A 23,865-nucleotide genomic window follows, 5' to 3' on the forward strand; every position below is an offset into this window, starting at 1 on the left:
GTCCCCTCCCGCCCGGGCCCCCGGCGGCCGCCCGCCCCCGGGTGGCGCCGCCCCACCGGGCCCGCCCGCCGACGCCCCACCGGCACCGCCACCCGGCCGCCGCCCGCCCAGCACCAGCACCCGCCGGCGCTCCCGCGGGGACCACCCCGCCGCAGCGCCCGGCACCTCGCGCACCGACTTCCGTACCGCAGCCATGGCTCCTCCTTCTCGCCCTCCGACACCGGATCGCGCCGACCACCCCGACCGGGAGTGGCCGACGCCGAGGAACATACACAGAGCCACTGACAATTCACCCGGAGTGATCGAACGGGCTCGGCGCCACCCGCCCCGCCCACCGCCGCCCGGCCCCGGGGCCCCGGCCCCGGACGCAAGGGGTGCCAGGGGTGCCAGGAGCCAGTGGTTCCACCGGGTCGGACGGGTTTGTCAGTGCCGCGGGTTAGGGTCGGGAACCATGCGACTGCTGCATACCTCCGACTGGCATCTCGGGCGCTCGTTCCACCGGGAGAGCCTGCACGACGCCCAGCGCGCCTTCCTGGACCACCTGGTGGAGGTGGTCCGGTCCGAGGGCGTGGACGCCGTGCTGGTCGCCGGGGACGTGTACGACCGGGCGCTGCCCGGGTTGGAAGCGGTCGCGCTGTTCGACGACGTGCTGCACCGGCTGGCGGACCTCGAGGTGCCGACGGTCTTCATCAGCGGCAACCACGACTCGGCCCGCCGCCTCGGCGTCGGGGCGGGGCTGATCGGCCGGGCCGGCATCCACCTGCGGACCGACCCGGGCGAGTGCGCCGAGCCCGTCCTGCTGGCGGACGAGCACGGCCCGGTGGCGGTGTACGGGCTGCCGTACCTGGAGCCGACTCTGGTGCGCGAGCGGTTCGGGCTGACGAAGGGCGGGCACGCGGCGGTGCTCGGGGCGGCGATGGACCGGGTCCGGGAGGACCTCGCGGCACGCCCGGCAGGCACCCGGGCGGTGGTGCTGGCGCACGCCTTCGTCACCGGCGGCGCGCCGAGCGACAGCGAGCGGGACATCGCGGTCGGCGGCGTCGCCTCCGTCCCCGCGTCGGTCTTCGACGGCGTGCACTACGCCGCGCTCGGCCACCTGCACGGCTGCCAGACGCTCGCCCCGCACCTGCGCTACAGCGGCTCCCCGCTCGCCTACTCCTTCTCCGAGGTGCACCAGCGCAAGACCATGTGGCTGGTCGACCTGGCCGCCGACGGCTCGGTGACGGCCGACCGGGTTCCCTGTCCCGAGCCGCGCCGCCTGGCGACACTGCGCGACACCCTCGACGCGCTGCTCACCGACGAGCGGTACTCCGAGCACGAGCAGTCCTGGGTGCAGGCCACGCTCACCGACGCGGCGCGGCCGAGCGAGCCGATGGAGCGGCTGCGCCGCCGTTTCCCGCACACCCTCCAGCTGCTGTTCGACCCCGAGCGCCGCGAGGCCGAGCCCTCGCAGTCGTACGCGGCGCGGGTCAGCGGCCGCGGGGACCTGGAGATCGCGGAGGGCTTCCTGCGGCACGTCCGCCCCGGCGCCGAGCCGGAGCCGGACGAGCTCGGCTGGCTGCGGGAGGGCTTCGAGCGCGTCCGGGAGACCACGGACCGGAAGGCGGACCTGCCCCGATGAGGCTGCACCGGCTCACCGTCACCGCCTTCGGCCCGTTCGCGGGCAGCGAGACGGTGGACTTCGACGCGCTCGCCGCCGGCGGGCTGTTCCTGCTGCGCGGCGCGACGGGCGCGGGCAAGACCAGCGTGCTGGACGCGGTCTGCTTCGCCCTGTACGGCGAGACGCCGGGCGCGCGCCGGGCCAACCGGCTGCGCAGCGACCACGCCGACCCGAAGCGGCTGACCTCGGTGGAGCTGGAGCTGACCCTCGGCGGGCGGCGGCTGCAGGTCACCCGGCTGCCCGAGCAGCGCCGGCCGAAGAAGGTCGGGAGCGGCACCACCGTCGAGCGGGCGCAGACCCTGCTGCGCGAGTGGGTCCTCGACACGGGCGACGGCGCGCCCGGCTGGCGCGGGATCAGCAAGTCGCACCAGGAGGCCGGGGAGGAGATCCACCGGCTGATCGGCATGAACCGGGAGCAGTTCTGCCAGGTGGTGCTGCTGCCGCAGGGCGACTTCGCCCGCTTCCTCAAGGCCGATTCGGAGGAGCGCGGCAAGCTGCTGCGGCGGCTGTTCGACACCGAGCGGTTCCAGCACGTGGAGGCCTGGCTGGCCGAGCAGCGCCGCGGCCAGGAGGCCGCCGTCCAGGCCGGCCGGCGCCGGCTGCGGGACCTCGCCAGCAAGGCCGAGCAGGCGGCCGGTCCGGGCGCCGAACCCGCCGCGGGCTGGGTGCCGGCCGAGGACGACGACGGTCTGGCGGCCGGGGTGCTCGGCTGGGCGGCGGTCCTGCGCAGCGGCGCGGCCGAGCAGCTCACCGTCACCGAGGCCGCCCTCGCGGGCGCCGGGGCCGCCCAGCGCGCCGCCCAGGAGCGCCGCGAGGCCGCCGAGGAGCTGGCCGGTCGCCAGCGCCGGCACCGCGAGGCGCTGGACCGGGCCGAGCGGCTGGCCGGCTTCGAGCCCGCGGCGACGGCGGACCGGCGGCGGCTCGCCGCCGCGCAGGAGGCCGTGGGGGTGGAGTCCGCCCTGCGACTGCGGGAGAGCGCGGCCGAGGCACTCGAGCGCGCGCGGCAGCTGGAGCGCCGGCACCGCGAGCTGCTGGCCGGATCCGGTGCCGGGGGTCGGGATCTCGCCGGGGCCGATGCCGCCGGGCTGGCCGAGGCCGAGCTGCGGCTGCGGGCCGAGGTGGTCAGGTTGGAGTCGGCCCGGGCGGAGGAGCGGCGCTGCGCCGAACTCACCCGCGAGCAGGGCTCCCTGGCACAGGACCGGCGCGCCGCCGAGGAACTGGCCGAGGAGGCCGAGGACTGGCTCGCCGAGTTCGAGGGCGAACTGGGCCGTCTGGAGCAGCAGCACGCCGAGGCCCGGTCGGCGACCACCCGGGTCGAGCAACTGGACGGTCAGCGCACCGAGTTGACCGGACGCCTCGGTGCGGCGCGGGAGCGCGACGGCCTGCGCGCCGAGATCGCCGCGGCCGGGCCCCGGGCGGTCGCGCTGCGCAGCGCCGCGCTGGACGCCCGGGAGCACAGCCTGGACCTGCGGGACCGCCGGCTGAGCGGCATGGCCGCCGAGCTGGCCGAGCAGTTGCGCACGGGAGAGGCCTGCCGGGTCTGCGGCTCGCCGGAACACCCGGCGCCCGCCGAGGCCTCGCCCGGCGGCCGGGTCGGCGCCGAGGACGAGGAGCGGGCGCGCCGGGCCCAGGCCGACGCCGAGCGGGTCTGGACGGAGGCCGACCAGGCGCTCACCGCACTGCGGGTGCGCGAGGCCACCGCCGCCGGCGCGGCCGGGCCGGACACCACGGAGGCGCTCGCGCAGGCCCTGGCCGGGCTGGAGGACCAGCATCGCGGGGCACGGCACGCGGCGGAGGCGCTCGGCCGGGTCGAGCAGGAGATGGCCCGGCTGTCGCAGGACCGCACCCGCCGGGTCGACGAGCTGCAGGAGGCCAAGGAGCGCGCCGCCGTCCTCTCCGACCGGCTGCTGGCGCTCGGCACCGAGCAGCAGACGCTGACCGCCCGGGTGGCGGCCGCCCGGGGCGACGCGCCCTCGGTCGCCGACCGGGCCGCGGCCCTCACCCGGCTCGCCGAGGCGGTCGCCGTGGCGGCGAACTCCGCCCGGGCCCGGACGGAGGCGGCGGCCCGGCTCGACGAGGCCGAGGACGAACTGGGCAAGGCCGCCGCCGCGGCGGGCTTCCCCGACCCGGCGGCGGCCCTGGCGGTGCTGCTGCCGCGCGAGGAGCGCGAGCGGCTGGAGACCCGGCTGGAGCGGCACCGCGCGGAGACCGCAGCCGTCCGCCGCGAGCTGGGGCTGCCGGAGCTGGCCGAGGCCGCGGGCCGTCCGCCGGTGGACCTGCCCGCCGTCGCGGCCGAGCTCGGCGCCGCCACCGACCGGCTCGGCCGGTCGCATGCCGCCCATGCGGCGGCCCGCGAGCGCTGCGGGGCGCTGGCCGCGATCGGGCGGCAGCTGACCGGGCTCGCCGCCGAACTGGCCCCCGCGCTGGACCGGTACGGGCGGATCACCCGGCTCGCCGCACTCACGGCCGGCACCGCCGCCGACAACCGGCTGCGGATGCGCCTGGAGTCGTACGTCCTGGCGGCCCGGCTGGAGCAGGTCGCGGCGGCGGCCAGCGACCGACTGGTCCGGATGTCCGGCGGGCGCTACACCCTGGTGCACAGCGACGACCGGGGCAGCGGCACCAAGCGCTCGGGCCTGGCCCTGCGGGTGGTCGACGCGTGGACGGGCACCGAGCGGGACACCGCGACCCTCTCCGGCGGCGAGAGCTTCTTCGCCTCGCTCTCCCTCGCCCTGGGACTGGCCGACGTGGTCACCGACGAGGCCGGCGGCATGCCGCTGGACACCCTCTTCATCGACGAGGGCTTCGGCACCCTCGACGAGCAGGCCCTGGAGGAGGTCATGGACGTCCTGGACGGCCTGCGCGAGCGGGACCGCGCGGTCGGCATCGTCAGCCACGTCGCCGACCTGCGCAGCCGCATCCCCGCCCAGCTGCTGGTCCGCAAGGGGCGACACGGCTCGACCCTGGCGCTGGCCGGGCGGGAGGACGCGTAGGGCGACCCCGGGGAGTCCGGGGCCGGCCGTGGATCAGCCCGAGCAGGCGATCCGCTGCGCCTGCTGCCAGGCGCACACCGGGCAGAGGGTGCTGCCGGGCCGGTCAGCGGGCAGTTCGGTCGGTTCCCCGCACAGCACGCAGTCGGCGCGCGGCCCGGTCGCCTCCGGGTCGTGCCGCAGCGCCGCCTCCGCGCCGCCCTCGGACACGAGTTCGCAGACGGCCACTTCCTGGTTCGTACCGGTGTCGTTCATGCCGCCTTCCTACTCCGCTCCCCGCTGAGCTGCAACAGGCTCGGCCCCGGCCGAGCCGGCCCGAGCGCCCCGGCGGGCGGTTGACAGCGAACAGATTTCAGAAAACGTTCGCTGAAATCCGTCATCTGAAATCTGTTCGCCGAATCCCGTCCGCCGAAACCCGTCCGCTGAAACCCGCCCCGCCCCGCCGCAGGTCCCCTCCCGCCCGGCGGCTACCGTGACCGGCATGCCCACCGACCTGCACCGACGTCTCCTCGCCGCCCACGCCACCGCCCCGTCGTACCCCGAGGTGGGCGCCACCCGGGGCGGGGGCGGACGGCTGCCGGACGGCTACGCCCACCTGCGGCGGCGGGTCCACCTGGGGCGCGGCGCGGAGGTACTGGAGCGGGCCGGTCGGTACGTGCTCGGCTGGGGCAGCCAGTTGGGCACCGGCTTCGCGGTGTACCCCGCCGGCCCGGCCCGGGAGGGCGGGACGGTGCTGCTGCGACTGAACCTGCCGGGGAGCCGGCGGCCGCGGCTGGTGATCCCCTGCCGGGTGGTGTGGACGGTGGACGAGCCGGACCGGATCGGGTTCGGGTACGGAACCCTCCCCGGGCACCCCGAGCGCGGCGAGGAGGCGTTCCTGGTGTCGATGGACGCCGACGGCGAGGTGTGGTTCGAGGTCACCGCGTTCTCCCGGCTGTCCGCCTGGTACGCCAGGATGGGCCGCCCGGTGGCCCTGCTCTGCCAGCACCTGGCGATCGAGCGCTACCTCGCCACGGTGGCCTCGCACGTCCGCTGAGTCGCGAAGCCCACCGAACCCACCGAACCCATCGAGCCCGCCGAGCCCACCCGGACCACCGAGCCCGCCGGACCCAGTCGGCCCGCCCTCCGTCGGGCGGTGCCCCACGGGGCGCCCCGGCGCGCCCCCCGGGCCCCGCGCGCACCGCGCCAAGGTCAGCCGAGGAAGGACAGCCGGACGGTCCGGCGCGGGTTGTCCCCGTTGGTGTCGATAAGCACCACCGACTGCCAGACGCCGAGGGCCAGTTGGCCGCCGAGGACCGGCAGGGTGGCGTGCGGGGCGACCAGGCCGGGCACCACGTGGTCCCGGCCGTGGCCGGGGCTGCCGTGCCGGTGGCGCCAGCGGTCGTCGGCCGGGAGCAGGTCGCGCAGGGTGGCGAGGAAGTCGTCGTCGCTGCCGGAGCCGGTCTCCAGCACCGCGATCCCCGCGGTGGCGTGCGGGACGAAGATGTTGAGCAGGCCGTCGCGCCCGGTGGCCCGTTCGTCGAGGAACGCGGCGCAGCGGTCGGTGATGTCGAGCGCGACCTCGCGGTTGCCGGTGGTGATCTCGATGGTGCCACTCTGGAAGGTGGTGTCCGGGAAGGAGCCGGTCCGGGTGGAGTGGTTGTTGTCCGCCATGGCGCCATCCTGTCCCAGGTCAGCGGGCCGGGCGTACTCCCTCGCCGACTCGCCGCGCCGGGGAGGCGAACTCGCGTAGGGTGAAAGGTTCAGACCACATCGCCCGGACCGCGCGGCACGCGCCGAAGCCCCCGCCCGGGCCCTTCGCCGGGGCCCCGCCGGGCCCGGACCCGGGACATCGTCCGGACACACCGAAGACCCGGTGGACCGGACGGTCCACCGGGTCGGTTCCCGACCGGGCAGCGGGGAGGGACCCGTACCGCGCCGGTCGAACTAGCCGCGCCCGCCGAAGAGGCTCCGCCGCAGCCGCCGCAGCGGCGTCAGCAGCGAGATCCTGGTGTGGCGACGACGGGTCGTCGGGGCCTCGGCGCCGCGCGGCGTGAGCTCCCTTATCAACCCGAGTGCTTCGGCGGTGTCCACCGCCGGGAGTGCGGGCGCGCCGAGCACGGCCAGGTGTCGGTCGATCCGGCGGCCGGTTGTGCCGACACCGCACTGGATCGCCGGCACGCGGGGCCGAGTCCGCACTTGCATGTGTTCCATCAGTTTTTCCCACCCCTACGAGGCGCCAGGGCCGTGAGGCGAAGACTATCCGTGAAGGACGGCCTTCGCGCAACCGTCCTTGGTGTTGTGCCACCGTATCGTGCGGCGTCAACTGACGAAGCACCAGGGGCCACCAGGCCGGTCACGACTAGGCATCAATGATGGTGCACGACCGGCCGTCCGTCACCCGGTCCGACAGGGGCGGTGCGGCAACCGTACGCACGGCACACGCACGACGCGCGCCCGGCGCACGGCGGCGCCCCCGCGGAACCGGGCCCCGCGGCCCGCCCGCACCCCACCAACGGCCCGCCCACGCCCAACCCGCACCTCACCCGCGTCCCACTCGCGCCGCCATATAGGGGACAGCCGGGAGACGGCCGCCACATCGACAAAGCGATCATCGGGGGGCGTTCGCCGCGCCCGATCCGTACGCGGCCCGGCCGAACCGGGCGCCGGCCGACACCGTGACCGATCGACTTCAGGAAGTGAACACATTCGAGGGATTGACTCCCGCCGAACCTCCAAGCAGTATCTGATGCACACGCCAGTGCCCGCACCGCACCCAAGCGTGTGTTCGATTGATGAAGAACTCCGGCTCCCGCGAGCCACTGCCCGGCCGCCTCGACGCTGCGGCGGCCCGGCTCGCGCGGTGCCCGGACCGGCGGTCGGCCGTCGAGGGTCGGCCGGACCGCCACCTGACTGCCGGTGCCGCCCCGCCAGGGGCCCGGCACCGGCGGTTCCGGGTGCACCACGGCCCCTGCCGCGAGCCGCCCCACCGCCGCCCCACCACCACCGCCACCCCCGGTCACCGCCCCGGCCACCATCCCGGAAGCCCCGCACCGGACGTCCGCGCAGGTGACACCCGGTGGATCGGTACACTCGGCCAGCGTGTCCCTCCTCCTCAGCATCGTGCTCCCGGTCCACGGCGTGGAGCGGTACCTCCCGCACTGCCTCGACTCGCTCCTCGGCGACACCCCCGCCGCCGAGACCCGCTTCGAGGTGATCGCGGTCGACGACCTCTCCCCCGACGGCTCCGGCGCGATCCTGGACGCCTACGCGGCCCGCGACAGCAGGCTGCGGGTGCTGCACCTCACCGAGAACCAGGGCCTCGGCGGCGCCCGCACCGCCGCCCTGCCGCAGGCCCGCGGCGAGTACGTCTGGTTCGTGGACAGCGACGACTGGGTGCCCGAGGGGACGGTCGGCGCGCTGCTGGACGAGCTGACGCAGGAGCGGCGCCGGGAGACCCCCGCCGACGTGCTGATCACCGACTTCACCCACGTCTACCCGGACGGCGGGACGGAGCCCAACCCCTGGCGCCACGTGCTGGCCGGCTCCCCGCTGGTCGAGGGCTGCACCCTGGCCGAGCACCCGGCGCTGTTCCAGACCGTGATGTCGGTGTGGAACAAGCTGTTCCGCCGCGCGTTCCTGGACGGCCTCGGCGTCTCCTTCGGCCGCGGCTACTACGAGGACATCTCGGTCACCTACCCGGCGCTGCTGGCCGCCGAGCGGCTGCGCTACCTCGACCGCCCCTGCTACTTCTACCGGCGCGGCCGGGACGGCGCGATCACCGCCACCTCCTCCCCCAAGCACGCGGACGTGTTCGCCCAGTACGACGCGATCTTCGCCTTCCTGGACCGCCCGGACCGCCCCGGCCGGCCGGTCCCGGACCAGCTGCGCACCCTGGTCTTCGACCGGACCGTCCGCCAGGCGCTGAACGTCTACGACACCCCCGGGCTGGTCCCCGCCGACCTGCGCAAGGACTTCTTCCGGCGGATCGCCCGACACTTCGACCGCCACCGCCCGGCCGGCTACCGCTTCCCCGGCGGGGTGCGCGGCGTGCAGTACCGGCTGGCCGCCCGCGGCGCCCGGATCGCCTACGCGGAGCTGCGCCGCACCGGGCGGCTGCCGCGCGAACTCAAGCGCGGGGCACGGGCGGTGGCGCCCGCGGTGAAGAAGGGGATGCGCAGCGGCGCCCGGTTCACCGCGTACAACGCGTTCCGCCGGCTGCCGCTGGACGAGAACCTCGCCGTCTACGCCGCCTACTGGCACCGGGGTTACGCGTGCAGCCCGGCGGCGATCTACGAGAAGGCGAAGGAACTCGCCCCGCGGATCCGGGGCGTGTGGGTGGTGGAGAACCGCGCCCAGGCCGCCGCGCTGCCGCCCGGGGTTCCGCACGTGATCGTCAACACCCCCGCCTACCTCAAGGCGATGGCGACCGCCAAGTACTTCGTCAACAACGTCAACTTCCCCCGCACCATGACGAAGCGGCCGGGTACGGTACACGTCCAGACCCAGCACGGCACCCCGCTCAAGGCGATGGGCATGGACCTGCGCGACCACCCGGCGGCGGCCGAGGGGATGGACTTCGAGCTGCTCCAGGAGGCCGTCGACCGCTGGGACTTCCTGGTCTCCCCCAACCCGCACACCAGCGGGCACTTCGCCCGCGCCTTCCCCGGCCGGTACGAGATGCTGGACACCGGATACCCGCGCAACGACCGGTTGGCGAACGCCGTTCCGGACGAGGTCCGGGCGATGCGCGAGCGGCTCGGGCTGCGGCCGGACACCCGGGCGGTGCTGTACGCGCCGACCCACCGCGGCAGCAAGGGCGGCTACGTGCCGCTGCTGGACGTGGCGGCGCTGGCCCGGCGGCTGGGCCCGGACTTCACGCTGCTGGTGCGCACCCACTACTTCCACACCGACGGTCCGGGCGACCTGTCGGCGGCCGGCGCGGAATCGGCGCGGATCGTGGATGTCTCGGCGCACCCGACCGTCGAGGACCTCTACCTCGCGGCGGACGTGCTGGTGACGGACTACTCGTCGATGATGTTCGACTACGCGGTGCTGGACCGGCCAGTGGTGATCTTCGCCCCGGACTGGGAGGAGTACCAGCGGGAACGCGGCGTCTACTTCGATCTGTTCGCGGAGCCGCCGGGCGCGGTCACGGTGGACGCGGACGGGCTGGCGCGGGCGCTGCTGGCGGGCGACCCGGAGCCGGCGGCGCGGGCGCGGTTCCGGGCGAAGTTCTGCGTCTGGGACGACGGCGGGGCCTCGGAGCGGGTGGTGCGCCGAGTGTTCCCGGTGGAGGAGTAGCGGCCCCTGCGGAGGACGCTGCGGCGGACCCTGCGGAGAACAGCGGGGGCGTCCGGACGGGGCCGGTGCCGCCGGTACGGCGACCGGCCCCGTCGGCGCGGGTTCAGCGCCGGCGGGCGGCCAGGAACTCCTCGAAGGTCAGGACGCCGTCGTGGTTGGTGTCCATGCTGTGGATCAGCGCCTCGGCCATCGAGATGGTGACGTCGTGGTCGCCCATCTCGTTGGCGGCCAGGGCGTACTCGGCCGGGGTGATCCTGCCGTCGCCGTCCTTGTCGAAACGGTCGAAAAAGGCCTTGATCGCCTCGGTGGTCTCCATCGTGCCCTCCTGGGTACTGCGGGTGTCGCTCGGTTCGGACGGCCGTACCCTACCCGGCCGTGGCGCGCGCCACGGTCGCCGGGAGTGGACGTGCGCGGGGGTGGGTGTCGTAGTCTGCGGATCTGATTGCAGGCCCGGGCTCCTCCCGGGCGGTCGTTCGTCCAGGGAGGGAATCGTGCTCGACCTCGTCACCAAGTTGGTGCTGAAACCGGTCTCGCGGGGGATCTGGCGGCCGGCCATCGAGGGAATCGAGAACGTGCCGCGCAAGGGCGGGGTGATCCTGGCCAGCAACCACCTGTCCTTCATCGACAGCGTGGTGATCCCGCTGACCGCCCCGCGCCGGGTCCACTTCCTCGCGAAGGCCGAGTACTTCACCGGCACCGGGCTCAAGGGCCGGCTCTCCAAGGACTTCTTCGAGGCCATCGGCGCCGTGCCGGTCGAGCGCGGCACCTACCGTTCCGCTCAGGCCTCGCTGGAGTCGGCGCTGGAGATCCTGGAGGACGGCAAGGCCTTCGGCATCTACCCCGAGGGCACCCGCTCGCTGGACGGCCGGCTCTACCGGGGCAAGACGGGCGTCGCCTGGCTCGCGCTGACCGCGGGCGTGCCGGTCGTGCCGGTGGCGCTGGAGGGTCCGGAGCAGATCCTGCCGGTGGGCAAGCGGATCCCGCGGTTGAAGAAGGTGACGGTCCGCTTCGGCGAGCCGCTGCACTTCGACGAGCTGCACGGGCAGGCCCGTTCGCTGAAGGCCCGTCGGCAGGTGACCGACGAGGTCATGGCGGCCATCCAGCGGCTCTCCGGCCAGGAGGTCGCGGAGAGCTACAACGAGGTGCCGAAGGCGGCTTGACCGCCGCGTCCCCCACCGGCGCGCACACCCACGCTCGCTCCCGCGTCCCGGGTCGTCACGCGCGCCCGAGCACGGCCGGTTCGGGCTGCCCGGCGGCTTCCGGCACCTCCCGGCGCAGCAGCGCCGCGTACCGGCCGTCCAGCGCCACCAGCTCCTCGTGGGTGCCGAGTTCGACCACCTCGCCGTGGTCCAGGACGGCTATCTGGTCGGCGGCGCGGACGGTGGAGAGCCGGTGTGCGATGGTGATCGTGGTGCGGCCGGCGGCCAGGGTGTCCACGGCCTGCTGGACGGCGCGCTCGGTGCGGTTGTCGAGCGCGCTGGTGGCCTCGTCGAGGATCAGCACCGGCGGGTTGCGCAGGATCGTCCGGGCGAGCGCGAGGCGCTGCTTCTCGCCGCCCGAGAAGCGGTAGCCGCGCTCGCCGACCAGGGTGTCGTAGCCGTCCGGGAGGGCGGCGATGGTGTCGTGGATCTGCGCGGCCCGGGCGGCCTCGACCAGTTCCGCGTCGTCGGCGCCGGGCTTGGCGAAGCGCAGGTTCTCGGCGACCGAGGCGTGGAAGAGGTAGGTCTCCTGGGAGACCACGCCGACCGCTCGGGCCAGGGTGTCGAAGGACAGTTCGCGTACGTCCACGCCGTCCAGGGTGACCCGCCCGTCGGTGACGTCGTACAACCGCGGCACGAGGTAGCTGAGGGTGGTCTTGCCCGAACCGGTCTCGCCGACCACGGCCAGTGAGCTCCCGGCCGGGACGGTGAGGTCGACGTCGGCGAGGGTCGGGCGCTCCTGCTCCGGGTCGTAGCGGAAGTCGACGTCCTTGAAGCGGACCTCGCCGCGGATGCCCGTCAGGGTGACCGGGTCGGCCGGCTCGTCGATCTCCACCGGCAGGTCGAGGTACTCGAAGATGCGCTGGAAGAGCGCCAGGGAGGTCTGCACGTCCACGCCGGTGGAGAGCAGGCTGACGGTCGGGCGGAAGAGGCCCTGCTGGAGGGTGACGAAGGCGACCAGGGTGCCGACCGAGACGATCGGCGCGCCGGCGGCGGAGGTCAGCCCGGCCGCCCAGTAGATCAGCGCGGGCATCGCGGCCATCACGATCATGATGGTGTTCATCCGCCAGCGCCCGGCCATGCCGGCCCGCACCTCCAGGTCCGCGAGCCGGTCGGACTGGTCGGTGAACTCCCGGGCCAGCGAACCGGAGCGGCCCATCGTGCGGCCGAGCAGGATGCCGCTGACCGACAGCGACTCCTGGACCGCCGAGCTCATCGCGGCCAGCTGCTTCTGCCGCTCGGTGGTGATCTTCTTGCGCTCCCGGCCGACCCGGCGGCTGATCCAGACGAACAGCGGGAGCAGCAGCAGCGAGACGACGGTCAGCCTCCAGTCGAGGGCGACCATGGCGACGACCGAGGCGACCACCGCGGTCAGGTTGGAGACCAGGCTGGTCGCGGTGGAGGTCACCGTGGACTGCATGCCGCCGATGTCGTTGGCGATCCGGGACTGCACCTCGCCGGTGCGGGTTCGGGTGAAGAAGGCCAGCGACTGCCGCTGGAGGTGGCCGTAGACGGAGGTGCGCAGGTCGTGCATCACGCGCTGGCCGACGGTGGTGGAGATCAGCGTCTGGAGGACGTTGAAGACGCTGTTCACCACGGCGGTCAGGATCATCCCGAGCGCGAGCAGGCTGAGCAGCCCGGTGCGCCCCTGCGGGATGGCGGTGTCCAGGACGGCCCTGAGCAGGAACGGGGAGACGACCGAGACCACCGCGGAGGCGGCCACCAGTAGCCCGACGACGGTCAGGCGGCCCCGGTACGGGCGGAAGAGCGCGAGGATGCGGCGCCACTCGGCCGAGGGGCGGGGATCGCCCTCGGCGCGCTCGGGCGGGGTCCAGTCGATGGCGGTGGGCCTCAAGGACGGGCCTCCCTGGGTGGGACGGTCGGGCGGACGGTCGGGCTGGGATCAGCATAGCGAGGATAGCTCATAGTTAGACAAGCTAATAGTGAGGGTTGCTCTATTCCTCGGCTCCCGCCGACCTGCGGACCGTCCGGCCACCCGGAGCGCGGCGGCCGCCCGGGACCCGCGCCCGACTGCCCGACCGGCCGGGCGCCGAGCCCGACCGCCCCTGCCGTCAGTTGGTCCGGTAGGTGCGCGCCGCCTTCGAGGAGACCCCGCCGAGCTTGCCGGAGGGCAGCACCCGCGCGATGGCCACGGCGGCCTTGTACCGCTTGCCCGGCACGGACACGGCCCGGCCGCGGGCCAGGTCGCGCATCGCCTCGTCCACCACCCGCTCGGCGGACAGCCAGGACCAGGACGGGATGTTGCCGGTACCCATGCCGGCCCGCTGGTGGAACTCGGTCCGGGTGAAGCCCGGGCAGAGCGCCATCATCCGCACGCCCGTACCGCCGAGGTCACGCAGCACGCCCTGGGTGAAACTCACCACCCAGGCCTTGCTGGCGCCGTACGTGCCGCGCGGCAGGAAGGCCGCCACCGAGGCCACATTGACGATCGCACCGCGGCCGCGCTCCCGCATGCCGGGCAGGGCGGCCGTGGTCAGCCGCAGGATCGCCTCGATGTGCACCTTCAGCATGGCCAGCTCGTCCTGGAGCGGAACCGTGCCGAAGGCGCCCTTGTTGCCGAAACCGGCGTTGTTGACCAGGAGGTCCACCGGGCGGGCGGCGTCGGCGAGCCGGGCCTCGACGGCGCCGATGCCCTCGTCCGTCGCGAGGTCGGCGGTCAGCACCTCCGCCTCGATGCCGTATGTGCCGCGCAGGTCGGCGGCTGCGCGCTCCAGGCGCTCGGTGTCCCGGGCCACCAGCACGAGCTGGTAGCCGCTGCGGGCGAGCCGGCGGGCGAAGGCGGCTCCGATGCCGGCGGTCGCGCCGGTGATCAAGGCTGTGGTCATGCCCCGACCGTACCGACTCGCCGCAACAGGGCCCACATCCAGGGCAATGCCCCAGCTCAGCGGGCTGCGGATGCAGGTCACCGGAGGTGCTCGCACTGTCGAACGGGGGCATCGTCCGACCGGGCGGTGAAATCCAGACGAGGAGCCACTTCTGATGCTTACTCAGTTCCGGACCGGAACGGCAACGGCGTCGCGCAGCACGACGCTTGAGGCCGAGACACTCGCGAGCCTGATGGTGGAGGAAGAGGCCGTCGTGTCCGACGCGCCCACGTACTCGCCCGAGGCCGCGGGGCTCCTGCTCCTGCTCGGCCTGGTCCTGCTCTCCCCGAAGGGACCGAAGGAGAAGCCGATCAGGTAGCCGGGCCCCCGCCCCACCGGGCCGTGCGCCCCTGGGGCCCCGCGCCCATCCCGAGTCCCCTGAAGGAGTAGCTCACCACCATGCCGTTCGCCGAAACCCCTCTCCGTGACGAGTACGCCGCGGCGGTCGAGCGGGTGGCCGGCCGGACCCTCGACGCCCTCCGGGGCGCCGGGGGTGCGGCCGCACTCGCGGACCCGGACACCGCCGCGCCCCGCCCGCTGCTGGCCGCGGTGCGCGTGCTCGGCGCCGGCCTCTTCACCCCGCAACTGCTCGCCGGGGCCGAGCCCGACGGACCCACCGCCGCGCTGCTCGCCGAGGCCCGACGGGCCTTCCCCGCCCCGGCACCGGCATCCGCCGAGGCCGCGCTGGTCATCGCCTGGCAGGACTGGGCGATCGACCGGTTGCTCGCCCGCACACCGTACGGGGACGCCACACCGGCCTCACCGCCCTCCCCCATGCCCGGACCGACCGACCTGGGCTGGCAGTCCTGGTCGGTACGGATGGCGCAGTTGTCCGTGCTCGCACTGCCCGGACTGGACGGTCCGGTGCACGACGCCGCCCGCTCCGGCACCCTGCACCTCGCCCACGGCACCGTCCGCTCCATGCTCCGACGGGACTTCACCACCGCCGTACGGCTCGCCCGCTGGCTCGCCTGGACGAGCGCCGAGGGGCTCCCGCCACGGCTCGAGGTCGAACCGGTCCTGGACCGGAGCCGCCTGGTCGGCATCGGAGCCGTCCGGACGCGCCTCGAACTCGCCGTCGCCCAGCGCCTGCTGGAGGGAAGCCCGGCATGACCGACACCCAGACGCTCACCATCGCCCAACAGCTCGGCACCCGCGCGCTGTCCTGGTTGCACACGTCGTACCAGGGCAGCTACGGCAAGTTCGCGGACAACAGCGTCATCAACCTCTCCGAACCGGACGACATCTACAAGCCGCTCTGCGAGGTCGCGATGGCCTCCTCCCTGGTGCTGCGCGACGGGGTCGCCGGACCGCACGACATCCATGCCGCGCGCGACCTCCTCACGACCGCCTGGGGCCAGCTGCGCGAGGGCGACATGCTCTACGAACGCCAGCTGCGGTATGTCACCATCACGGACCCGCTGGAGACGTACGCCCACTTCGCCCGGATCGGCCACCGGCACGCCGCACTGGAGGAGTTGCTCGAATCACTCAGCCGGTTGCGGGCCGTGCACGCCGTCGAGATCCAGGGCAGCCGGCAGCTGGCCGTGGCCAACGCGCGTCGAATCATCGGACTCAGCCACCGGCCGGACTGGGCCGCGCTCGCCGCCCGCACCTGGCTCGGCGCGCTCCCCGAACCCTGGACCGTCTCCTGGTCCACCGCCTACCAGGTCACCCACACCGTCTTCCACCTCACCGACTGGGGCGCCCGCCCCCAGGACCTGCCCGAACCGATGCGGGACTACCTGCACGACTGGCTGCCGGTCTGGCTCGACATCTGGCTGGAGATCGGGGAGTGGGACCTGGTCGGCGAGCTGCTGATCGTCGACTCGTGCATCGGGGAACCCATCACCGGACGGTCCGGCTGGGAGGCCCTGGCCTCGGTGCAGCGGGCGGACGGCCTGGTGCCCCGGGACAACGAACCGATCGAGGACGACGAGGAGTTGGCCATCCGCGCACACGAACACACCGCCGTGGTTGCGGTCGTGGCCTCGACGGTCGCACTCTCCCGGGCACTCGGCGGCGCGGACGGCGCCGACACCGCTGACATCGCGGCCGCATGAACGGAGTCGACACGGCCGTCCGCGCGGCAGTGCGGGCGGCCGCGCCGTACGCGACCGCGGTCACCGTGGCCGTGGCGCGCGAAGGGCATGGGGAGGTGCGATGCTTCGGGCGCCTCGCGCGAGGGCGGGCAGCAGCATGCACCCCGGAGACCGTCTTCGAACTCGGCTCGGTCAGCAGGACGTTCACCGCGCTGCTGCTCACCGACCTGGCCACGCGCGGTGAACTCGCCCTCGACGACCCGGTCGAACACCGACTGCCGACCGACTGGCGTCCGATGACCGTCCGCTCCCCAGAGCCGATCCGGCTGCTGCACCTCGCCGCCCACACTTCGGGGCTGCCCGGGTTACCCCCCGGATTGCTCTTCGGAGCCGTGCCGACCTGGCAGACCAACCCGTACGCGGCGTTCGGCGACGAGCGGTTGAGAGACGCCCTGGCCCGAACCACCGTGCGCGGCAGGCCAGGCAACATGTACCGGTACTCCAACTACGGGGTCGGACTGCTCGGGCGACTGCTGGCCGAGACGGGCGGACTGCCGTACGGGGAGCTGCTCGCCAAGCGGGTCCTGATGCCACTGGGACTCGATGCGACCACATGCGCGCCGGACTCGCCGGACGCACCGGACGCACCGGACGTGCCGGACGTGCCGAGCCGGGCGACCGGCTACCGGCATGGACGGGCGATGCCGGCCTGGCGGATCCCCGGGCTGCCGGGCGCGGGCGCGGTACGGGCCAGCGGAAGCGACCTGCTGCGCTACCTCCAGGCCCATATCGGGCAGGAGGACGGCGAGTTGGCGAATCCACTGGCCGAGGTCCAACGGGTCGGGCTGCGGCTTCCGCACTCCCCCGACGAGCTGTGCCTGGTGTGGAACCACCGCCGCTCGGGCGGGCGCGAGCTGTACTTCCACACCGGCGCGACCCCCGGGTTCACCGCCTTCGTCGGGTTCTCTCCGACGGGCGCGACCGCCGTGGCGGCCCTCGCCAACACCGGCCCGAAGCGCGGCGGATGCTTCGTCCAGGCGGGGTACGAGGTGCTGCGGACCGTCACCGGCCACAGCACGTAACGCTCCGCACCCCGCGCCTCGCACCTGGACCGCCGCGGCCTCGGAGCACCATGGCTTCAGACCGCCACGGCCTTGGCGCGGTCGGCGGCGATGCGCACGGCGAGGCCGGCGAGGACGGTGCCCATCGCGTAGCGCTGGATCCGCAGCCAGCCGGGGCGGCGGTTGAGGAAGGCGGCGATGCCGCCCGCGCTCACCGCGATCAGGCCGTTGACGGTGATCGCGATCGCGATCTGGACCAGGCCCAGCAGCAGGCCCTGGACGGCGACGTGGCCGCGCTCCGGGGCCACGAACTGGGGCAGCAGCGAGATGTACATGATGGCGATCTTGGGGTTGAGCAGGCAGGTCAGGAAGCCCATCGCGAACAGCCGACGCGGCGGGTCCGGCGGCAGTTGCTGCGGGGCGAAGACCGCCGTGCCGCCCGGCTTGACCGCCTTCCAGGCCAGCCAGAGCAGGTACCCGGCGCCGGCCAGCTTGATCGCGGTGTAGAGGGCGGGCACCACGGAGAACACCGCGGCCACTCCCGCCGTCACCGCGACCAGGTAGACCAGGAAGCCGGCCGCGACCCCGGTCAGCGAGATCAGCCCGGCCCGGCGGCCCTGCGCGATCGAGCGCGAGACCAGGTAGATCATGTTGGGCCCGGGCGACAGCACCATGCCCAGGGCCACGGCGGCGATCCCGAGTACGGCCCGGCCGTCCACGGCCGATGTCAACGCGTCCATGCGAGGAGGCTAGGACGGACCATCGGGTCGATGCAATGATGACTTTGCACTCGGTGCAATGCGGGGCCGGGCCGCGCGTGGGCCGTTGCCTGGGCCCGTCCGACCCCTGGAGGCCGACCGCCGATGGACGACTACCGCCTGATCGCCGACCGGATCGCCGCCGAGATCGCGGACGGGCGGCTGCGGCCCGGTCAGCAGCTGCCCACCCAGCGCGCCTTCGCGCGTAGCCGGGGCATCGCCAACTCGACCGCCGGACGCGTATACCGGGAACTGGCCCGGCGCGGGCTGACCGTCGGGGAGGTCGGGCGCGGGACGTTCGTCCGGGCCGGGCGCGCACCGGACGGCGCCCGGGTGCCGCTCGCGGAGCCGGCCGCCGCCCCCGTGGACCTGGAGCTCAATTACCCCTCCATCCCCGGGCAGGCCGAGCTGCTGGCGGGCGCCCTGGCGCCGCTGCTGCGTCCGGACGCACTGGGCGACGCCTTGCGGCCGGTCGGCGCGGCCGGGACGGTCGCGGCCCGGCGGGCGTTCGCGGGCCTGGTGTCGGCCGGTGTCCGGGAGGTCGGGGCGGAGCGACTGCTGTTCGCCGGCAACGGGCGGCAGGCCATCGCCGGGGCCCTGTCCGCGCTGGTGCCGCCCGGGCAGCGGCTGGGCGTGGAGGAGCTGACCTATCCGGTGGTCAAGGCGGTGGCGGACCGGCTGGGCATCGTGCTGGTGCCGCTGGCCGTGGACGAGCACGGACTGCTGCCGGAGGCCGTGGCCGCCGCCCACCGGGCCGGGCCGCTGCGCGGGGTGTACGTCCAGCCGCGCCTGCAGAACCCACTCGGCGCGAGCCTGCCGCAGGAGCGGGCGGTGGCACTCGTCGCGGTGCTGCGACGGCTCGACCTGCCGGTGGTCGAGGACGCCATCTGGTCCTTCCTGCGGCCCGAGCTCGCGCCGCTGGCCGCGCTCGCGCCGGAGCGCACCGTGCTCGTGGACAGCCTCTCCAAGCGGATCGCCCCGGGACTGACCACTGGGTTCGCGGTCGTCCCGGCGGCGCTGCGCGAGCGGGTGGCGGGGGCGCTGCGCTCGGGCGGATGGACGCCGAGCGGCTTCGCGCTGGAGGCGGCGGTGCGCTGGATCGGGGACGGCACGCTGGCCGCGGTGGAGGCGGCGAAGCGGGCCGACGCGAGGGCCCGACAGCTGCTGGCCCGCGAGGTGCTGACGGGACAGCGGCTGCGGTCCGACCCCTGCTCGTACTACCTGTGGTGGGAGCTGCCGACGGGCCGCCGGGCGGAGGCCTTCGTCGCCGACGCGGCACGTGCCGGTATCTCGGTAACGCCCGCGGCGGCCTTCGCCGTCGACCCCCGGCGCTCGCCCTCCGCTATCCGGGTCGGGCTCGCCTCCCCGCCGCTGCCGGTGCTCGCGCGGGCACTGGAGACGCTGGCGGGGATCGCGGAGGGGGCGGGTGAGCGGCGAACGGCTGACAGCTGACAGATTTCAAAATCTGTCAGCTGTCGTCCGTCATCTGTTCGCTGTCGTCCGTCGGCTGTCAGCTGTCAGCTGTCCGCCGTTGGCCGTCGCCCCTCAGTCCTCACCCGTCAGTCGCCCGCGCCGCTCCGGCTCCCCCGGACCGCGGTGTCCGCCGCGCCCCCGGCACCGACGGCGCGCAGGCGGCTCGCCGCGGTGGCGGCGAGCTGAGGGGCGATCCGGGCCACGTCCCGGGAGCCGACCACCGCGATCAGGGACGGCAGCAGCCAGCGGACCGGCTGCATCCCGCGCAGCCAGGCCTGCGCGTAGACGTGGGCGGACCGGCGGGCGATCCCGGCGACGATCCGGTCCACCGCGGGCTCCAGCGGATACGTCTTGTTCGCCGGCCACGGCAGTCGGGAGCGCATCTGCTTCAGCACGGCGTCCTGGTCGGCCCCGCGCACCATGTCCGTGTCGGTCCAACTCAGGTACCCGACACCGACCTTGACCCCCTGGTAGGCCACCTCCGCACGGATCGAGTGGGCGAAGGCCTCCACCCCTGACTTGCTGGCGCAGTACGCGCTCATCAGCGGCGCAGGGGTCAGCGCCGCGAGCGAGGCGATCTGGAGCAGGTAGCCGCGACTCTCGGCGAGCGCCGGCAGGAACGCCCGCGCGGTGGCCACGCTGCCGAGCAGGTTGACCTCGATGACCCGGCTGAACGCCTTGTGGTCGCTGTCGGTCAGCGGACCGCCGATGGCGATCCCGGCATTGGCGACGACGGCGTCGATCCGACCGTAGTGCTCCTTGATCCGCCGGGCGGTGTCCTCCAGCGCGTCGAGGTCGGTGACGTCCACCTCCCAGCTGCTCGCGGACGGCCCGCACTGCGCGGCGGCGGCCTTCAGCTCCTCCGGCTCCAGTCCCAGCAGGGCGACCTTGGCCCCACGCCGGGCGAGCTTGCGGGCCAGCGACGCACCGACGCCGCGCGCGGCCCCGGTGACGACGACGACCTGCGCGGACAACGGCGGGATGGCGTTCATGCGACGGCGGTCCTCTCATCGACGGAAGCGGAAGCAGCACCGGCCGGCGCGGACGCCAGGTACGCGGCGGCCATCCGGTGAATCTCGGCGGCGACCTCGTCCGGGCGCTCCAGTGGCGACATGTGGCCGACCCCGGGCAGCAGCAACAGCCCCTGTGCGTCCGGGAGTTCGGCGACGATCCGGTGGGCGTGCACCGGCGGGGTCAGCCGGTCGCCGGTGCCGACCACCACCGCCGTGGGAGCGGCGAGCCGGGCGAGTCCGGCGTGGACGTCCAACCGGTCCAGCACCGCGGCCCAGTTGGCGCGGACGGCGGTCGGGCAGGCGTGCACGATCCGGGCCGTCGCCTCGACCTGGCCGGCGGCCGAACCGGGCCCCATGGTCGCGTACTTGAGCGCCACCCGGCTGACCGGCGAGACCGGCCCGAGCGGCATCCGGGAGCGCAGCAGCTGCCTGTGCAGGAAGCGCCGCAGGCCCCGGGGCCGTACGGCCGCTGGCAGGACGGTGAGTTCGGCCACGAGGTCGCCCGGCCCGGTGGAGATCAGGACGGCCGCCGCGGTGCGCTCGGCGACCTCGGGACGGCCGCCGGCGGCCATGATGGTCATCCCCCCCATGCTGTGCCCGGCGAGCACGGCCCGTTCGCCCGCCGGAACGGTCCGCGCGAGTACGGCGGACAGGTCCTCGGCCAGCGCCCGGGTCGAGTAGCGGGCCCGGCTCGGCGGGATCTCGCTGTTCCCGTGGCCGCGCTGGTCGTAGGCCACCACCCGGTAGCGGTCGGACAGCCGACGGATCACCGGGGCCCAGAAGGCGGTCGAGCAGGTCCAGCCGTGGGCGAGCGCCACGGTGGGCGCTCCGGGCCGGCCGTGCACCTCGACGTGCAGCCGGATGCCGTCCGCCGACCGGACGCTCAACTCCTCTACGGGAAGCGGCGGTTCGTAGTCCTCGGGCAGCCGGGCACTCACGCGGAGACCTCCTGGGCGGTGGTGCGGGTGGCGGCCGGTGCGGCGCGCATGATCAGCTCGTACTCGCCGAGGTCGACCTTGCGGGTGGCCCGGCGGAACGAGGTGGTGGAGCCGGGCCAGAGCACGGTGTTCTTGCCGTTCGGGTCGAGGTACCAGCTGAGGCAGCCGCCGGTGGTCCAGACGGTGCGGTCCATCCGGTGCTGGAGTTCGAGGTTCCACTGCCGCTGGGCGCGCGCGGTGGGCTGCATCGCGGCAGCACCGATCGAGCCGAGCGTGGCCAACGCGTCGATCATGTAGTTCAGTTGGGACTCGATCATCAGGATCATCGAGCTGTTGCCGAGGCCGGTGTTGGGCCCGATGACGAAGAAGAGGTTCGGGAAGCCGTGCACGGTCGAGCCGCGCAGCGCCTCCATGCCGTCCTTCCACTCCTCGGCCAGGCTGGTGCCGTTGGCGCCGAACACCCGGGCGCCGATGGGCATGTCGGTGACGTGGAACCCGGTACCGAAGACGATGGCGTCCACTTCGTGCTCGCTGCCGTCGGCCGCGACCAGGGTGGAGCCGCGCAGTTCGCGCAGGCCGGAGGAGACGACCTCGGCGTTGGCCGCCGCGAGGGCCGGGTAGTAGGTGTTGCTGAGCAGGATGCGCTTGCAGCCGATCCGGTAGTCCGGGGTGAGCCTGGCGCGCAGCTCCGGGTCGCGGACGCCCTGGGCGATGTGGCGCTCGGCGAGTCCCTGGACCAGGCGCAGTAGTCCGGGGCGGCGCACGAAGGCGTCGACCTGGATCTCCCGGAGGGCGAAGAGCGTGCCGCGGCGGATCTTCGTGGTGACCGGCAGGCGGCCGTGCAGCCACTTCTCCAGCTGGGTGATCTCGCGGTCGCGCCGGGGCAGCACCCAGGCCGGGGTGCGCTGGAAGACCGTCAGCTTGCCGACCTTGGGCTGGATCGACGGGATGATCTGGGCGGCGGAGGCGCCGGTGCCGACCATCGCCACGCGCTTGCCGGCCAGGTCGAAGTCGTGGTCCCAGCGGGAGGAGTGGAAGACCTTGCCGGGGAAGCCGCTCAGTCCGGGCAGGTCGGGGATCTGCGGGTCGGCGAGCGGTCCGGCGGCGGAGACGACGGCGTCGGCGGTCCACTCGCCGGCCGAGGTGGTGATCCGCCAGCGGGTCCGCTCGCTCTCCCAGCGGGCTTCCAGTACTTCGGTGTTGAAGCGCAGGTGGGGGCGGAGGCCGAAGACGGTCGCGACCTTCTCCAGGTAGGCGCGGATGTCCGGCTGGCCGGAGAAGCTGCGCGGCCATTCGGGGTTGGGCGCGAAGGAGAAGGAGTAGAGGTGCGAGGGAACGTCGCAGGCGCAGCCGGGGTAGCTGTTGTCCCGCCAGGTGCCGCCGACGGAGTCCGCCCGTTCCAGCACCACGAAGTCGGTGATCCCGGCGCGACGCAGTCGGACCGCGGCGCCGAGGCCGCCGAAGCCGGAGCCGATCACCGCCACCCGGACGTGCGGGACGGGCTCCTGCGCAGCGGCGGTTTCGGTCGCTGCGGACGCGCCGGAGCGGGGGCGCTTGCTGCTGGGTGCCATGCGGCAAACCTCCTGAGGGTGGGACGGTGATCGTCGCGCTCTCCCGGGGTCGCGGCCCCGGAACCTCCCGGGGGCTCGCCTCCGGGACCCTGCCAATCGCGCCAGTAATCACTGGCATGGTTGGCAGGGTAGCCCTTGCTGACACCGGATGGAAGAAGCACGACGGCTCCGGTTCGGGGAACCTTCTGGGCCGGCCGTCCTATGCTGATCGCCGTGGACAAGGTCAGAGCTGCTGCGGGCGACAGAAAACGCGAGTACCGGGTGGAGGAACTGGCCGAGGCCGCCGGCATCACCACCCGCACCCTGCGCTTCTACCGCGAGCGCAAACTGCTTCAGCCACCCCGCAAGGAGGGCCGCATCGCCTGGTACGGCGAGGAGCACCTGGCCCGCCTGCGGATGATCGGCGAACTGCTCGAACGCGGCCACACCCTGGGCGGCATCGCCGAGCTGATCGGTGCCGGCGAGAGCGGGCGGGACGTCGCCGAGCTGATCGGACTGGAGGCGGCGATCGTCGCGCCGTGGTCCGACGAGACCCCGGTGCGCCTGGACTGGGACGAGCTGAAGACCGCGTTCGGCGACCAGCTCACCGAGGAGAACACCGCCGAGTCGATCGCCCAGGGCTACATCACCGTCGAGGAGGACGGCATCACCCACGTCAGCCGCCGGCTGATGGACGCCACCACCGAGCTGGTGGCGGAGGGGGTGCCGCTCTCGGCCGTGCTGGAGGCCAGCCGGCGCACCCAGGAGCACGTGGACGCCATCGCCGAGATCTTCATCGAGGTGGTCAGCGAGCACCTGCTCAGCGCGCTGGCCGCCGACACCCCGCTGCCGCCCGGCGCGGCGGCCCGGCTCACCGAGCGCATCCTGCGCGTCCGGCCACTGGCGCGCACGGTCGCGGACGCCCAGTTCGCCCTCGCGATGGACCGACGGGTGCACGTCGAATACACCGAACTCCTGCGCCAGCGACGGGAGAACGGCTCCGAGGCGTAACC

The 23,865-nt window shown here is 74.0% G+C and carries 21 protein-coding genes; 11 read left to right on the forward strand and 10 right to left on the reverse strand.

What is annotated here, in order from left to right:
* Positions 1–451: 451 nt before the first annotated feature.
* Together ACWGJO_RS00005 and ACWGJO_RS00010 are read left to right on the forward strand one after the other, a co-directional pair.
* A complete protein-coding gene (locus ACWGJO_RS00005; protein ID WP_452181374.1) occupies positions 452–1,621 on the forward strand; it encodes an exonuclease SbcCD subunit D in 1,170 nt (389 codons plus the stop codon).
* Complete coding sequence (locus ACWGJO_RS00010; RefSeq protein WP_452181375.1) at positions 1,618–4,653, forward strand: AAA family ATPase; 3,036 nt, start codon at positions 1,618–1,620, stop codon at positions 4,651–4,653. The genes ACWGJO_RS00005 and ACWGJO_RS00010 overlap by 4 nt, the downstream gene beginning before the upstream one ends.
* 33 nt (positions 4,654–4,686) lie before the next feature.
* On the opposite strand, the gene ACWGJO_RS00015 is transcribed toward ACWGJO_RS00010, so the two are convergent.
* The gene (locus ACWGJO_RS00015; protein WP_452181376.1) at positions 4,687–4,905 is read right to left on the reverse strand and encodes a hypothetical protein; all 219 of its coding nucleotides are present in this window, start codon (positions 4,903–4,905) and stop codon (positions 4,687–4,689) included.
* Positions 4,906–5,131: 226 nt separating this feature from the next.
* Here ACWGJO_RS00015 and ACWGJO_RS00020 point away from each other — a divergent pair, with 226 nt between their 5' ends.
* Entirely contained in the window at positions 5,132–5,686 is a 555-nt protein-coding gene (locus ACWGJO_RS00020; RefSeq protein WP_452181377.1) for a DUF1990 family protein, read from the forward strand.
* Positions 5,687–5,841: 155 nt separating this feature from the next.
* Here ACWGJO_RS00020 and ACWGJO_RS00025 read toward each other — a convergent pair whose 3' ends face one another.
* Positions 5,842–6,303, reverse strand: coding sequence for a YjbQ family protein (locus ACWGJO_RS00025; protein ID WP_380538050.1), 462 nt, complete (start codon positions 6,301–6,303; stop codon positions 5,842–5,844).
* A gap of 273 nt (positions 6,304–6,576) precedes the next feature.
* Positions 6,577–6,843 (reverse strand): hypothetical protein, encoded by a 267-nt coding sequence (locus tag ACWGJO_RS00030; protein ID WP_049650625.1) that lies wholly within the window; start codon positions 6,841–6,843, stop codon positions 6,577–6,579.
* Positions 6,844–7,731: 888 nt separating this feature from the next.
* Here ACWGJO_RS00030 and ACWGJO_RS00035 point away from each other — a divergent pair.
* Positions 7,732–9,933 (forward strand): bifunctional glycosyltransferase/CDP-glycerol:glycerophosphate glycerophosphotransferase, encoded by a 2,202-nt coding sequence (locus ACWGJO_RS00035; protein WP_452181378.1) that lies wholly within the window; start codon positions 7,732–7,734, stop codon positions 9,931–9,933.
* Between the two features lie 103 nt (positions 9,934–10,036).
* Here the strand turns inward: ACWGJO_RS00035 and ACWGJO_RS00040 are convergent, their stop codons facing one another.
* Positions 10,037–10,249, reverse strand: a complete 213-nt coding sequence (locus tag ACWGJO_RS00040; protein ID WP_359898577.1) for an EF-hand domain-containing protein — start codon at positions 10,247–10,249, stop codon at positions 10,037–10,039.
* Between the two features lie 175 nt (positions 10,250–10,424).
* Between ACWGJO_RS00040 and ACWGJO_RS00045 the strand changes: the two genes are divergently transcribed.
* Positions 10,425–11,093, forward strand: coding sequence for a lysophospholipid acyltransferase family protein (locus tag ACWGJO_RS00045; protein ID WP_359898578.1), 669 nt, complete (start codon positions 10,425–10,427; stop codon positions 11,091–11,093).
* A 55-nt stretch (positions 11,094–11,148) separates the two neighbouring features.
* On the opposite strand, the gene ACWGJO_RS00050 is transcribed toward ACWGJO_RS00045, so the two are convergent.
* Positions 11,149–12,987 carry an ABC transporter ATP-binding protein gene (locus ACWGJO_RS00050; protein ID WP_452181379.1) on the reverse strand — a complete coding sequence of 613 codons (1,839 nt, stop codon included), beginning with the start codon at positions 12,985–12,987 and terminating at the stop codon, positions 11,149–11,151.
* Positions 12,988–13,204: 217 nt separating this feature from the next.
* On the reverse strand, positions 13,205–13,978 hold the full coding sequence (locus tag ACWGJO_RS00055) for an SDR family NAD(P)-dependent oxidoreductase (RefSeq protein ID WP_452181380.1): 774 nt from the start codon (positions 13,976–13,978) through the stop codon (positions 13,205–13,207).
* 154 nt (positions 13,979–14,132) lie between these two features.
* On the opposite strand from ACWGJO_RS00055, the gene ACWGJO_RS00060 reads away from it, so the two are divergent.
* The 4 genes from ACWGJO_RS00060 to ACWGJO_RS00075 all read left to right on the forward strand — a co-directional run bounded on the left by ACWGJO_RS00060 (position 14,133) and on the right by ACWGJO_RS00075 (position 17,141).
* On the forward strand, positions 14,133–14,336 hold the full coding sequence (locus ACWGJO_RS00060) for a hypothetical protein (protein ID WP_452181381.1): 204 nt from the start codon (positions 14,133–14,135) through the stop codon (positions 14,334–14,336).
* 80 nt (positions 14,337–14,416) lie between these two features.
* On the forward strand, positions 14,417–15,130 hold the full coding sequence (locus tag ACWGJO_RS00065; protein WP_452181382.1) for a hypothetical protein: 714 nt from the start codon (positions 14,417–14,419) through the stop codon (positions 15,128–15,130).
* Complete coding sequence (locus tag ACWGJO_RS00070) at positions 15,127–16,080, forward strand: DUF6895 family protein (RefSeq protein ID WP_452181383.1); 954 nt, start codon at positions 15,127–15,129, stop codon at positions 16,078–16,080. Before ACWGJO_RS00065 ends, ACWGJO_RS00070 begins: the two co-directional genes overlap by 4 nt.
* Positions 16,077–17,141 carry a serine hydrolase domain-containing protein gene (locus ACWGJO_RS00075; protein WP_452181384.1) on the forward strand — a complete coding sequence of 355 codons (1,065 nt, stop codon included), beginning with the start codon at positions 16,077–16,079 and terminating at the stop codon, positions 17,139–17,141. Before ACWGJO_RS00070 ends, ACWGJO_RS00075 begins: the two co-directional genes overlap by 4 nt.
* Positions 17,142–17,197: 56 nt before the next feature.
* Here the strand turns inward: ACWGJO_RS00075 and ACWGJO_RS00080 are convergent, their stop codons facing one another.
* Positions 17,198–17,860: a LysE family translocator gene (locus ACWGJO_RS00080; RefSeq protein ID WP_452181385.1), complete on the reverse strand. Its 663-nt coding sequence runs from the start codon at positions 17,858–17,860 to the stop codon at positions 17,198–17,200.
* A 123-nt stretch (positions 17,861–17,983) separates the two neighbouring features.
* Between ACWGJO_RS00080 and ACWGJO_RS00085 the strand changes: the two genes are divergently transcribed.
* Positions 17,984–19,330: an aminotransferase-like domain-containing protein gene (locus ACWGJO_RS00085; RefSeq protein ID WP_452181386.1), complete on the forward strand. Its 1,347-nt coding sequence runs from the start codon at positions 17,984–17,986 to the stop codon at positions 19,328–19,330.
* A 107-nt stretch (positions 19,331–19,437) separates the two neighbouring features.
* Here ACWGJO_RS00085 and ACWGJO_RS00090 read toward each other — a convergent pair whose 3' ends face one another.
* Genes ACWGJO_RS00090 through ACWGJO_RS00100 form a run of 3 tightly spaced genes read right to left on the reverse strand, consistent with a single transcriptional unit; the run spans position 19,438 to position 22,873 of the window.
* Positions 19,438–20,343 (reverse strand): SDR family oxidoreductase, encoded by a 906-nt coding sequence (locus ACWGJO_RS00090; RefSeq protein ID WP_359898587.1) that lies wholly within the window; start codon positions 20,341–20,343, stop codon positions 19,438–19,440.
* Entirely contained in the window at positions 20,340–21,302 is a 963-nt protein-coding gene (locus ACWGJO_RS00095) for an alpha/beta fold hydrolase (RefSeq protein ID WP_452181387.1), read from the reverse strand. The genes ACWGJO_RS00090 and ACWGJO_RS00095 overlap by 4 nt, the downstream gene beginning before the upstream one ends.
* Entirely contained in the window at positions 21,299–22,873 is a 1,575-nt protein-coding gene (locus ACWGJO_RS00100) for a flavin-containing monooxygenase (protein ID WP_452181388.1), read from the reverse strand. Before ACWGJO_RS00100 ends, ACWGJO_RS00095 begins: the two co-directional genes overlap by 4 nt.
* Positions 22,874–23,086: 213 nt before the next feature.
* Here ACWGJO_RS00100 and ACWGJO_RS00105 point away from each other — a divergent pair, with 213 nt between their 5' ends.
* Entirely contained in the window at positions 23,087–23,863 is a 777-nt protein-coding gene (locus tag ACWGJO_RS00105) for a MerR family transcriptional regulator (protein ID WP_452181389.1), read from the forward strand.
* Positions 23,864–23,865: the final 2 nt, after the last annotated feature.

This window comes from Kitasatospora sp. NPDC054795 (assembly GCF_053611565.1).